General features: G+C 66.0%; 7 protein-coding genes and 1 pseudogene. 4 read left to right on the top strand and 4 right to left on the bottom strand.

Annotation, left to right across the window (positions count from 1 at the left end; all coding sequences use genetic code 11):
- Window positions 1-8 precede the first annotated feature (8 nt).
- From ACI2KK_RS25480 to wecB, 4 genes and pseudogenes are all read right to left on the bottom strand, one after another.
- Window positions 9-2795 (bottom strand): tetratricopeptide repeat protein, encoded by a 2787-nt coding sequence (locus ACI2KK_RS25480; RefSeq protein ID WP_404671134.1) that lies wholly within the window; start codon window positions 2793-2795, stop codon window positions 9-11.
- A gap of 83 nt (window positions 2796-2878) precedes the next feature.
- A pseudogene (locus tag ACI2KK_RS25475) lies at window positions 2879-4525 on the bottom strand (glycosyl transferase family protein); the annotation flags it as partial.
- A gap of 16 nt (window positions 4526-4541) precedes the next feature.
- Window positions 4542-6722 (bottom strand): hypothetical protein, encoded by a 2181-nt coding sequence (locus ACI2KK_RS25470; RefSeq protein WP_404671133.1) that lies wholly within the window; start codon window positions 6720-6722, stop codon window positions 4542-4544.
- Between the two features lie 304 nt (window positions 6723-7026).
- Complete coding sequence (gene wecB, locus ACI2KK_RS25465; RefSeq protein ID WP_404671132.1) at window positions 7027-8163, bottom strand: non-hydrolyzing UDP-N-acetylglucosamine 2-epimerase; 1137 nt, start codon at window positions 8161-8163, stop codon at window positions 7027-7029.
- A 315-nt stretch (window positions 8164-8478) separates the two neighbouring features.
- Here wecB and ACI2KK_RS25460 point away from each other — a divergent pair, with 315 nt between their 5' ends.
- Genes ACI2KK_RS25460 through ACI2KK_RS25445 form a run of 4 tightly spaced genes read left to right on the top strand, consistent with a single transcriptional unit; the run spans window position 8479 to window position 12162 of the window.
- Window positions 8479-9378 (top strand): TauD/TfdA dioxygenase family protein, encoded by a 900-nt coding sequence (locus tag ACI2KK_RS25460; RefSeq protein ID WP_404671131.1) that lies wholly within the window; start codon window positions 8479-8481, stop codon window positions 9376-9378.
- A gap of 17 nt (window positions 9379-9395) precedes the next feature.
- A complete protein-coding gene (locus tag ACI2KK_RS25455; RefSeq protein ID WP_217886829.1) occupies window positions 9396-10415 on the top strand; it encodes an ABC transporter substrate-binding protein in 1020 nt (339 codons plus the stop codon).
- Window positions 10416-10421: 6 nt separating this feature from the next.
- Complete coding sequence (locus ACI2KK_RS25450) at window positions 10422-11285, top strand: ABC transporter ATP-binding protein (RefSeq protein ID WP_404671130.1); 864 nt, start codon at window positions 10422-10424, stop codon at window positions 11283-11285.
- Window positions 11286-11298: 13 nt separating this feature from the next.
- Entirely contained in the window at window positions 11299-12162 is an 864-nt protein-coding gene (locus ACI2KK_RS25445) for an ABC transporter permease (RefSeq protein ID WP_404671129.1), read from the top strand.
- Window positions 12163-12341 lie beyond the last annotated feature (179 nt).

Here is a 12341-nt window from a genome sequence, read left to right as displayed (position 1 = left end):
AGAGGTCCTCAATACGACAGAGTCAGGTTCATGAACAGCCCCTCGGCCCGCTCGCTGGCACCGCCGCCGACGGCGAAGCGGTACTGGGCGGTCCAGTCCAGGTAGGAACGGGGGGTGTGATAGTGGTCTTCGCGGAAGTAGTAGCGTACTGCCACTCCTGGGCCGGCGCCCATTGACCATGTGCCTTGATCTCGAGTCAAGGAGTAGTTCCCGCCGTCGATATCGTCGGCAAAAATACCGCTCTTGCCCTTGAGATCGCGGGCTTCATCTTTTTGCCAGATCAAATCGGCTGCACCCACCACATGCGGGAACACGACGAGATTGGGGGAGATACCAGCAAGTCGGAAACTGCGGCCCAAGCGGATTTCGTTGCTCAGGAAAAGCTGCTGCCGCTTGAGGCGCCCGGAAGCCGTAGCCAGCTCATCAGTTGGAGAGCCTTGGGCATCTACGTCGTTGATGGTGAATTTGGCGGAGTTGTCCTCAAGGGAATAGCCAAGCTGGGAATAGGCGTCGACCGTCCACCAGCTGTTATCCATTCGCAGTTCGGTTCCCCTGTAGAAACCGTAAGTGGCGTAAGCCAGCCAGCCGCCAGTACCAGCGTTATCCTTGAGCTTGTAGCTCATCAACGCGCCATTGATTCGGTCGGCGGGGGCGCGAGTAGCGTTTTCCTCGGCGATTGCGGTCTGAATTTCGCATCGAACGCTGTTCTTGGCAGGGTTCGCAGTACCTTCGCGGGTCGCGGTGCCCAGCAAGAAACGTCGCTCCAGACCAAACGTGAAACCGGTATCGGACAGCACGTAGCGAACGCCCAACGAGCCAATGGTGCTAGGGAAACCACTCACGGATTTCGAGTCACTCGAGCCGCTGTTATTCAGCGATTCTTTGGTGCACGGGTCGATGGCGCCTGCCGAATCGAACTTGCCACCCTCATCCCACAGCGTATTGCTCAACCGCCCATACAGCTCCAGCACGCCGTTCTGGTCGTTGAACTGGCTGGGCCGCCAGTACAGCTCGGCGGTGCTGAACACCGAGTCACCCGCCGAGCTTTGCCCGGCGTTGGCGATGGTGGTGGTGGGGCGTGCGCCGCGGTAGCTCATGGTCACCGTGGCGCCCCACTCGCGGTCGAAGCCGGTGATGGCGCTGCGGGTGTTGTGGCGTTGCTGGGCGTCCAGGTCGAGCTTGCCGGCATCGTCCATGTCGATGGCCTGCTTGAGCTTCTCGACCGCCGCCGGTTTTTCACCCATGGCCGACAGCGCGTAGGCCTCGTCGAGGATGATGGTCTTCGGCGCCTTGCCGGTGTCGGCGGCGGCGCGGAAGTCTTCACGGGCGCGCTCGGGCTGTTTGGTGCGCATGCGCAGGTAGCCGCGTTGCATCAGCAGTTCGGCATCGCTTGGGGTGCGGGCGATGGCATCGCTCAGGCGCTGCTCGGCCTCGGCGGCCTGGCTGGCGTCGCCGGCAGCCAGGGCGGTGGTCAGCAGGCGCTGGAATTCGAGGTTGTCCGGGTCTTGTTCGCTGGCCTTGCGCGCCTGGCGGATGGCTTCCTGGTAATCCTGGCGGGCATAGGCGGCGTAGGCCTCGGTGGCCGGGCCGGCGGCGCCGCCGGCATCGGCGGGCAGCAGTTCGCACTGGGTGCCGTAGGGCGTGTCCACGCACGACTGGCGCGGCGCCGGGTAGTTGGTCAGGTTCAGCGTGGCCGCAGGGCTGCGCAGGTCGGCGATGGCTTGCTGGCGGCGGGCGACGGCTTCGTCTGCGCCATCCAGCGGGGCCAGCAAGGCACTGGCGCGGGCCTTGTCGCCGGCGGCCAGGGCGGCATCGATGGCGATCAGGCGCACGTTGCGCAGTTGGTCTTCGTCCAGCCAGTCCTGGGCCAAGGCGCTGTCGAAGTCGGCGTTGGCGGCCTGGGCGTTGCCCTGGTACTGGCGCAGGTAGCCGCGCATCACGATCAGCACGGTGCTTTCGTCGTCGTCCTGCAGCGCTTCGTTGGCTGCCTGTTCAGCGGCGGCGGGCTGGTTGTCGAGCAGCAGCACGGTGACCAGCAGCAGGCGGTGGCTGGCGATGTCCGGGGCCAGGCGCACCGCTTCGCGGGCCAGCGGCACAGAATCGCCCGGGCGGTTGGCGATCAGCGCCTGGTAAGCCTGCTCGGCCGGGCGCACGGCCATGCGCCGGTTCAGCGTTTGCTTGCGGGCTTGCAGGTCGCTGGTGTTGGGTGCGCCCAGCTTGACTGCGGTGTCTGCCGCTGCGGCGGCATCGGGCCAGCGCTGCTGGGCCTCGAGGCTGTCGAGCCAGAGCAACGCCCAGGCGCCCTGGGTCGGGTCGGTACGGAAGGCCCGCTCGGCATCGCGCTCGGCGGCCGGCATGTCACCGGCGTTGTAGGCGGCGTAAGCCTTGGTGGCCAGCGGGAAGCCCAGCTGATAGGCCCGCGATGGCGCCGGGCCGCCGCTGCTGGCCGCCGGGGCGCTTTGCAGGTTGGTCACCGCCGCTTGCAGGCCCGGGTCGCGCACCCCGCGCTTGAGCGCGCTTTGCGCGGCCTGGCGGGCCTCGTTACGGCGGCCAAGCTTCTGCAGGGTGTAGACCTTCAGCAGGTTCAGCCGCGCCACTTCCGGGCGCAATTTAAGCGCACCGTCGACCTGGCGCAGGGCATCGCTGTAGCGCCCCAGCTGGTAGCTGCGGTAGGCCTGGTCGGCCTGCTCCCAGGCCACGCCCTCCAGCGGCGCCTCGGCGGCGTAGGCGGCGGGCAGGCTGGCGCAGCTGAGCAACGCACCGAACAACACAACGGCAGGACGAGCGGAAATCATGTCAGTGCGGCACTCTGCTTCTTCTGCGCCGCAGCTGCGGCTGGGGGAGCTGTGACGGGGGCCGGCGCTTCGGGCTCGCCGTTTTCCTGCTGGAACAGGATCGCTTCCTGGAGGGTGTCGGCGTCCAGGTAGCCGTGCTCGAGCAAGATCTGCCCCAGCGGCTTGTGCTCTTCGGCCTGGGCCTTGAGCGCCTGGCCAAGGACCTCCTCGTCGATGGCGCGCCACGAAACCAGCAGCTCGCCCAGGCGCAGGCGTTGCTGCTGCAACTGGTCGGACGACGGGAAGTCGTGCATGGTCTTGTCCCACACCAGCTTCTTGCCCAGAAACAGATAACCCAGGTACAGCCGCCAGGCCCGTGCTGCGGCCATGGCGTTGATGAAGTTGCCGATGATCATCCGCGGCCCCGACAGCAGGGCATGTTCCCAGCCATACAGACGGCCGACGAAGTAGGCCCGCTGCAGGATGCGCAGGCTCAGCGCCAGGGTGTTGGCCCACATCAGGTCGATCAGGGCGCTGTTGGGCCCGAACGCCGAGGGGAAGAACACATCCCAGTGGCCGCTGGCGCTGATGCCCAGAAACACCAGGTGCTGGGCCAGCAGCAGGTAGGCGAGGATGGCGATGAACGAGGTAATCAGGCCCTTGCGGTCGCGGAACAGCAGGTACTTGGTCGCCAGCGACCCCTCCCAACCCACCTGGCTCCAGCCTTGCAGGCCGATGCCCAGGGTCCAGCGGGCCTTTTGCCGGTAGGCGGTGCGGAAGGTGTCGGGGAAGTACTCACGCACACCCAGGGGCATGTGTACCGCGACCATTTTTTCTTTGCCGTGGCCAAACCAGGTGGTGCGCTTGGCCACGTAGTCCACCGGGAACTTGCCGAAGATCTGCTTCATGCCGCGCCGGGCCAGGCGCGCACCGATGTCGTAGTCCTCGGTGAGGGTGTCGGTGTTGAACGGCTGGTTGTTGGTTTCGGCCGACAGCTCCAGCAGCGCCTTGCGCGAGAAGCAGGTACCGACGCCTGCCGACGGCACCATGCGCGACATGCTTTCGCGCACCACCAGGTCTTTGGTGTGCCATTCGGCGAACTCGTCCATGTAGGTGCCGGCCACCAGTTCGTACCAGTCACGTTCCAGCGAGGTCACCGGCAGCTGGACGAAGTCGATGCGCGGCAGCAGGTAGTTGAAGTAGTGCAGCTCCAGGCGGTGCAGCACGTCCTCGCTGTCGTGCAGGATGGCCCCGGCGAACGGCTCGGGCATGCGCGCATCCTGGGCGAAGATCGCCTGGATGATCCAGTTCAGGCAGTCGGCCTTGCAGGTCGGGCCGTCGTGGGGCACCTCGACGCGCACCAGCTGTTTGTAGCGCCGGCGCATGCGTTCGACTTCGTCGATGGTGCGCTGGTCGTTGCAGTAGGTGCCGACGAAGATGTAGTAGTTCTTGTAGTCCAGCGAGCCGACCATGTTCTCCAGCATCGGCGCGATCACGTCGTATTCCAGCCACGCCGGGATCATGATCGCCAGCGGCTGCTCAGGCTTGCTGCGTAGCTGCTCCACCGTCAACGCCTGGTAGCGTTTACGGCGGATCAGCAGCTTGCGGTACACCTGGCGCACCCAGTACCAGACATCGATGAACAGGTCATCGAGGCTCGACAGCAGGATCAGCACCCCGACGAACGCGGTGACGAGTTCGAGGATGCGGTAGTAATCCGCCAGCAGGTACGGCCAGTAGAGTGAGGACATGGTCGGTTACCTGGCCTTACTTGCCTTTGTTCTTCAGGCGCAGACGGCGCGCGATCACACCGAGCACCAGCAGCACCAGGACGATGCCCGACAACGTCGGCAGTGCCCACACCAGCTGCTTGCGCCACTGGTGGAACGGCGTGCCGCTGAGGTTCAGCTCAGGGTCGGTGGTGTCGATCCAGGTCAGCGGGCCTTCCTCGCCCACCACCACGGCATTGCCGCGGGTCAGCAGGAACGGCTGTTGCGGGACCATGCTTGGGTTGCCCAGGCTGTTCCACAGCACGCCGTCCTGGCCGTTGGAGGCGACCACCGACAGCGTGCCCAGGCCTTGCGGGCCTTGCAGGTCGAGGGCCAGCTGCTGGTTGCCCTGGGCTTGCAGGCGCTCAAGCTCAGCCACGCCCAGCACCGGCTTGGCGCCTGGCAGCTGCACGTCCAGCGCCAGGAACGGGCGGCCCGGGGTCACGTCACCCTTGGCATCGCTGAGCAGCAGCTCGGCGTTGACTGGCGACAGCGACGCGGCGCTGGCCAGGCGGATCAGCTTGCCCAGGCTGGCAACCGGGGTTTGCAGCGCCGACGGGTTGACCAGCACCTGCGGCTTGCCGGCCAGCAGCGGCAGCAAACCGACGAAGGTGCCGTCGGGCTCGGCGTCGGCCTGGGTCAGGTAGCTGCTGGGCAGCACGTTGACCGGGTAGGCCTGCGGGATCTCGGCGCAATGCGGCGAGCTGGGCTGGCGCTGGAAGCGCACCTGCACGGTGTTGGTCACGCCCAGGGCGTAGCCCGGGATACGCGCCTTGAGCCGCTCTGCGCTGCCGTCGGCGGTCATTTGCGCGGCGTTGAGCAGCACGTTGTTCCAGATCACCGAGGCCACCGGCGCGGTGCTCGAAGCGCCTGGCGCGGCGGCCAGGTCGAGGTTCAGCTCGCCCGGCATGCGGCCGTTGACCGACACCGCACTGAGCGGGAAGGTGGCGGTCCATTCGCCGCGGCTGACCACGTCGAAGGTGTTGAAATTGCCGCCCAGGGCGCTCAGGCGCACATGGCCGCTGTCGTTGCGAAGGGCCTCGCCGACCTGGCGGACCTGGGCTTGCGGTGCCACCAGCACGTCGCGCCAGTAAGCGTCGAACACCCCGGCGGCCTTGGCCCCGGCGTCGGCGGCCACGGCCACCACGGCCTGGCGGCCCAGGCTCAGCAGTTGCATCTGCTGGCTCGGCAGGGCGCTGCCGGCCAGGGCTGCGCGGCGCTTGCGCCACTGGCTGAGGGCGTCCTGCGCTTCGCGGTCATCCTGCAGCTGCTGGCCCAGGGCATCCAGGGCGCTGTTGATCTGGCCCACCAGGGCGGTGTCGGCCACGGCAAGGTCGGCGCGAATGGCCGGGGCGTCGAGCAGCAGCAGGGCGCCCAGCTCGGCCGGGTCGGCCAGCTTGTGCGCCTGCTGGCCGGCCAGCGCGGCGAAGGCCGGCAGCTTGGCCAGGGCAGGCGGTACATCCACGCCGGCCAGTTGCACGGTGTCGCCGACCTGCGGCAGGGCACGCACCTGGGCGCGGCGGGCGCTGCGCTCCAGGGCTACGCCCAGGCGCCAGGCGCTGTCGAAGCTGGTGCGCTCCAGCGCGCCGCCGGCCACCAGAATCACCGGCTCGCCCGGCAGGCTGCTCCAGGCTTCGGCCAGGCTGCCTAGGGCCGACATCGAGTAGCGGTAGTTAAGGCGCGTCTCCGGCGACAGGGTCAGCACGTTGGCGGTGGCCCGGGGCGGCGAACAGAAGTCTTCGGAAACCGGCGAGCTCCAGTCCAGGGTGAAGTTGACGAAGCCGCTGGCGTGCCGGCCGCTGTCCACCGCCAGATTGCGACCCAGGTCGCCTTCAGCGCGGCTGACGCGCTCGGCCACACGCGGCTGGCCATCGACGCTCAGGCGCAGGGTGGCGGGCATTTCTTCGCCCTTGATGAAGCGGCCCTTGAGCTCGATTTGCGCATCGCTGATCGCCACGCCCTTGGGCACCGGCAGGAAGAACGCCTGGCGGTTGTCGGCCTGGTCGAGCACTACCGGGTTGGTGATGCCCAGGTCCTTGAGCGACACACTGCGCGACACCAGGTCCTGCGCGGTCAGCGCCTGCAAGGCATCGCTGGCAGGGGTGGCATGGGCCAGCAGGGGGGAGGTCAGGGCAGCGCTCAGTGCGGCGAACTGCAGGCGACGATTCGGGTGGCTCAACGATCTGGTCCTTGCAAAGGTTCAGGGGCGTCGACAGCCCTCGAGCGGGCGTGCAAACGTGTGCGCAAACAGGCGCGGACAAGCGCACGGCGTTGCGTGGTCATCGGGAAAATTCGGGTATCGGGGAAGTGATAAACATGCGTTCTTCTAGTGGAGCGCGACGCAACTTCCTGATCACATCGGGTGCGTAATCTCTAGTATCAAAATGCCAATGTCAATATTTTGTTAGACAATCTGATAAAAGACGTGATACGGAAATTCGCCGCCGTTATTTTGACGGCGAATCGCCCTTTTTGCGGTTTTCTCAATGACCCTGGAACGGTTCGAACGGCCGGCCCAGCAAGGCGTTAACGATGCGCTCGCTGGCCTTGCCGTCGCCGTACGGGTTCACGCTGCGGGCCACCTGGGCATACAGCGCGGTGTCGTCGAGGAAGGTCTCGACCGCCTGCTTGATGCGTGTGCTGTCGGTGCCGACCAGCTTAACCGTGCCGGCGGCCACCGCCTCCGGACGCTCGGTGGTGTTGCGCATCACCAGCACCGGCTTGCCCAGGTGCGGGGCTTCTTCCTGCACGCCGCCCGAGTCGGTCAGCACCAGGTAGGCGCGGCGCATGTACCAGACGAATTCCAGGTAATCCAGCGGCTCGATCAGGTGCACGTTGGGGTTGTCGCCCAGCACGCTCATCACCACGTCACGCACCTGCGGGTTGAGGTGCACCGGGTAGACGATCTGCACGTCGTCGCGGCGCGACAGCTCGGCCAGTGCCTGGCAGATCTGGCGGAAGCCATCGCCGAAGTTCTCGCGGCGGTGGCCGGTCACCAGCACCAGGCGGCGCTTGGCATCCAGCCACGGGTAGCGGCGGGCGAAGCCTTCGCCGACCTGGGGTTCGTTGTCCAGCTTCTGCACGGCAAGGTCCAGGGCGTCGATCACCGTGTTGCCGGTGATGTGGATCTGCCCTTGCAGGTTCTCTTGCAGCAGGTTGTCGCGCGAAGTCACGGTGGGGGCGAACAGCCAGCGGCCCATCACGTCCACTACCCGGCGGTTCATTTCTTCGGGGAACGGCTGGGTCAGGTCGCCGGTACGCAGGCCCGCCTCGACGTGGCCGATGGCGATGCCGCGGTGGAAGGCAGCCAGGCAGCAGGCGGCCGCGGTGCTGGTGTCGCCGTGCACCAGCACGCAGTCCGGGCGGATATCCTCGAGCAGCGCGTCGATGCGGGTCAGCAGGCGGGCGAACAGGCCGTTGAGGGTCTGCCCGGGCACCATCACGTCCAGGTCGTAGTCCACCGGGATGGAGAACAGCTGCAGCACCTGGTCGAGCATCTGGCGGTGCTGGCCAGTGCTGCAGACGATGCTTTCGACGCCCTCGGTCTTCGCCAAGGTCTTGACCAGGGGCGCCATTTTAATGGCCTCTGGGCGGGTGCCGAACAGCGTCAGAACTTTCATCTAGCGCAACTCCACGAATGAACGGATGGTTTGAAAAGCCGGCGATGATACCGGATTGCCATATCGGTTAAGTGACATAACGTCGGCTGGTGGCTGCTTTCCGCTGGCCGGCGAAGCGCCTGCGGCAATCCGCCGCAGACATATTCATATGCTCTAAAGGTATTTAAATTATTTTTCTTATGCCCTTATAGTCGCTCTCACTGCGTACCCGCCGACCAATCGGCGCGCCGCACGACTCGAACCCACACGGGTAAACCCCGTGCGTTTCTGAATCGTTGCGCGCCCTGAACGTCGCGCACTGCGTGGGAGTGAACAATGCCAGCCGCCTCGAACGCCTTGTCGATCAACGACAGCGCCCTGCCGCAACATTTCGAAATCCGCCCTTTCAGCGGCGCCGTCGGTGCCGAGATCGTCGGCCTGGACCTGGCCAAGCCGGTCAATGCCGAGGATTTCAGCCGTATCCACCGCGCCCACCTGGACCACCACGTGCTGGTGTTCCGCGACCAGCGCATCACCCCCGAACAGCAGATCGCCTTCAGCCGCCGTTTCGGCGAGCTGCAGATCCACGTGCTCAAGCAGTTCCTGCTGGCCGGCCACCCCGAGATCCTGATCGTTTCCAACATCATCGAGGACGGTCGCAACCTTGGCCTGGGCGATGCCGGCAAGTTCTGGCATTCGGACCTTTCGTATAAAGAGCTGCCGAGCCTGGGTTCGATGCTGCACGCCCAGGAGTTGCCCAGCGAGGGCGGCGACACCCTGTTCGCCGACATGCACAAGGCCTGGGACGCGGTGCCCGATGCGCTGCGCAAGGTGGTGGAGGGCCGCGACGCCGCCCACTCGTATACGGCCCGCTACGCCGAAACCAAGTTCGAAGGCAGCTGGCGCCCGACCCTCACCGCCGAGCAACTGGCCCAGGTGCAGGAAGTCATCCACCCGGTGGTGCGCACCCACCCCGAAAACGGCCGCAAGGCGCTGTTCGTCAGCGAAGGCTTCACCACCCGCATCGTCGGCCTGCCCGAAGATGAAAGCCGCGACGTGCTCCAGCAGCTGTACGCCCTGAGCGTGCTGGAGCAGAACATCTACCGCCACCGGTGGCAGCCCCATGACCTGGTGTTCTGGGACAACCGCTCGCTGATTCACCTGGCCACCGGCTGCCCCGCGCACCTGCGGCGCAAGCTGTACCGCACCACCATCCAGGGCGATGCCCCGTTCTGACGACTGAGGAAACAATCATGCGTAAATCCATCAGCCGCCTGGCGGCAAGCATCGGCCTGGGCGCAAGCCTGGTGGTCGGTAGCCTCGCGGCGCCCACCCTGGCCCACGCCGAAGGCAAGATCCGCATCGCCGAGCAGTTCGGCATCGTCTACCTGCTGCTCAACGTGGTGCGCGACCAGCAACTGATCGAAAAACACGGTAAAGAGCAGGGCATCGACATCCAGGTGGACTGGGCGCAGTTGTCCGGTGGCGCGGCGATCAACGACGCGCTGCTGTCGGGCTCGGTGGACATCGCCGGCGCCGGCGTCGGCCCGCTGCTCACCGTGTGGGACCGCACGAAGGGCCGGCAGAACGTCAAGGCCGTGGCGTCGCTGGGCAACTTCCCGTACTACCTGGTCAGCAGCAACCCCAATGTGAAGACCATCGCCGACATCAGCGACAAGGACCGCATCGCCCTGCCGGCAGTGGGTGTGTCGGTGCAGTCGCGCTTCTTGCAGTACGCCGCCGCCCAGCAGTGGGGCGACAAGGAGTACAACCGCCTCGACAAGTACACCCTGGCCGTGCCCCACCCGGACGCCACCGCGGCCCTGCTGGCCGGCGGCACCGAGCTGAACGGGCACTTCTCCAACCCGCCGTTCCAGGACCAGGCGCTGGCCAACAAGAACGTGCACATCGTGCTCAACAGCTATGACCTGCTCGGCCCCAACTCGCCGACCCTGCTGTTCGCCACCGAGAAATTCCGCAAGGACAACCCGAAGACTTACAAAGCCTTCGTCGATGCCCTCGCCGAGGCCGCCGACTTTGCCCAGCACGACAAGGCCGCAGCCGCCGATACCTACATCCGCGTGACCAAGGCCAAGATCGACCGCAACGAGTTGATCAAGCTGATCGACAACCCGCAGTACGAATTCACCGTCACCCCGAAGAACACCTACAAGCTGGCCGACTTCCTGTACCGGGTCGGCGCCATCAAGCACAAGCCGGAATCGTGGAAGGACTACTTCTTCCAGGATGAACGCCCGTTGCAGGGGAGCTGATCGCCCATGACCGCCCCATTGCCAGGCCACACGGCCAGCAACCTGAGCCGTGTCGCCACCCCACCGCTGCTGGCGGTGGACAACCTGAGCCTTGAATACCGCACCGCCCAGCGCGTGGTGCGGGCCACCCACCAGGTCAGCTTCGAGGTCGACCGCGCCGACCGGTTCGTGCTGCTGGGGCCTTCGGGCTGCGGCAAGTCGACCCTGCTCAAGGCGGTGGCCGGCTTCATCGAACCGCGCGAAGGGCAGATTCTGCTGCAAGGCCAGCCGGTGCGCGGCCCGGGGCCGGACCGCATTGTGGTGTTTCAGGAGTTCGACCAGCTGCCGCCGTGGAAGACGGTGAAGCACAACGTGATGTTCCCGCTGCTGGTATCCGGCCAGCTCAAGCGCGCCGAGGCCGAGGAACGGGCCCTGCATTACCTCGACAAGGTTGGTTTGGCGGGGTTTGCCGATGCCTACCCGCACACCCTGTCGGGCGGCATGAAGGCCCGCGTGGCCATTGCCCGCGCCCTGGCCACCCAGCCTAAGATCCTGCTGATGGACGAGCCCTTCGCCGCCCTCGACGCCCTTACCCGGCGCAAGATGCAGGAGGAGTTGCTGCTGTTGTGGGAGGAGGTGCGCTTCACCTTGCTGTTCGTCACCCACTCCATCGAAGAGGCGCTGGTGGTGGGCAACCGCATCCTGTTGCTGTCGCCGCACCCAGGCCGGGTGCGCGCCGAGGTGCACAGCCACCAGTACGACCTGGGCAGCCTGGGCGCCAGCGACTTCCAGGCCAGTGCGCGGCGCATCCACCGCTTGTTGTTCGATGAAGCCGAGGCGCCTGAACAGGCCGCCGAGCTTGGCTTCAACGACATCCGCATCGCCTACTGACAGGAGCACGCACATGAGTACGACACCTGCTCGCCAGGAATACGAAGTGCAGCTGCAGCCCCTGCCCGGGGTGCCGCTGGAACGCCAGCTGCCGGTGCCGCAACGCTTGTGGCAGCTGGGCTGGCTGCGCAAGGGGCTGATTTTGGCGCTGCTGGCGATCGTGTGGGAGGCGGTGGCCCGTTACACCGACAACGACCTGCTGCTGCCGAGCTTCTTGCAGACGGCTGCGGCGTTCGGCGAAGGCATGCTCAGTGGTGAACTGCCGGCCAAGGTCGGCGTGTCGCTGGTGGTGCTGCTCAAGGGCTACGTGCTGGGCATCGTGCTGGCGTTCGGGCTGACCAGCCTTGCGGTATCGACCCAGTTTGGCCGCGACCTGCTCAGTACCCTGACCTCGATGTTCAACCCGCTGCCGGCCATCGCCCTGCTGCCCTTGGCGCTGCTGTGGTTTGGCCTGGGCGACAACAGCCTGATCTTCGTGCTGGTGCATTCGGTGCTGTGGGCCTTGGCGCTGAACACCTACCAGGGCTTCCAGGGCGTGTCCGAGACCTTGCGCATGGCCGGGCGCAACTATGGCCTGCGCGGCCTGCGCCTGGTGCTTTACGTGCTGGTGCCGGCGGCGCTGCCGTCGATTCTGTCGGGGCTGAAAATCGGCTGGGCCTTTGCCTGGCGCACGTTGATCGCCGCAGAGCTGGTGTTCGGCGCCAGCAGCGGCAAGGGCGGGCTGGGCTGGTACATCTTCCAGAACCGCAACGAGCTGTACACCGACAAGGTGTTCGCTGGGCTTGCGGTGGTGATTCTGATCGGCTTGCTGGTGGAGGGGCTGGTGTTCAATACCCTGGAGCGGCTGACGGTGAAGCGTTGGGGGATGCAGCGCTAGGTGCGCTGACCCAAAACCTGTAGGAGCCGGCTTGCCGGCGATGAGGCCGGGCCTGCCAACCACCCATCCTGTGTGCGGGCTGATGGCCCTATCGCCGGCAAGCCGGCTCTCATAGAACAAACTACAACTCATTGATTTAACACAGTCCCCGTGGGAAGCGGCCTTGTGTCGCGATGGGC

Source organism: Pseudomonas sp. NPDC089406, assembly GCF_044900265.1.
In the GTDB taxonomy this organism is placed as follows: Bacteria; Pseudomonadota; Gammaproteobacteria; order Pseudomonadales; family Pseudomonadaceae; genus Aquipseudomonas; species Aquipseudomonas fakonensis.
Note: the sequence above shows the minus strand (reverse complement) of the source record. Positions and strands in the feature narration are given on the sequence as shown.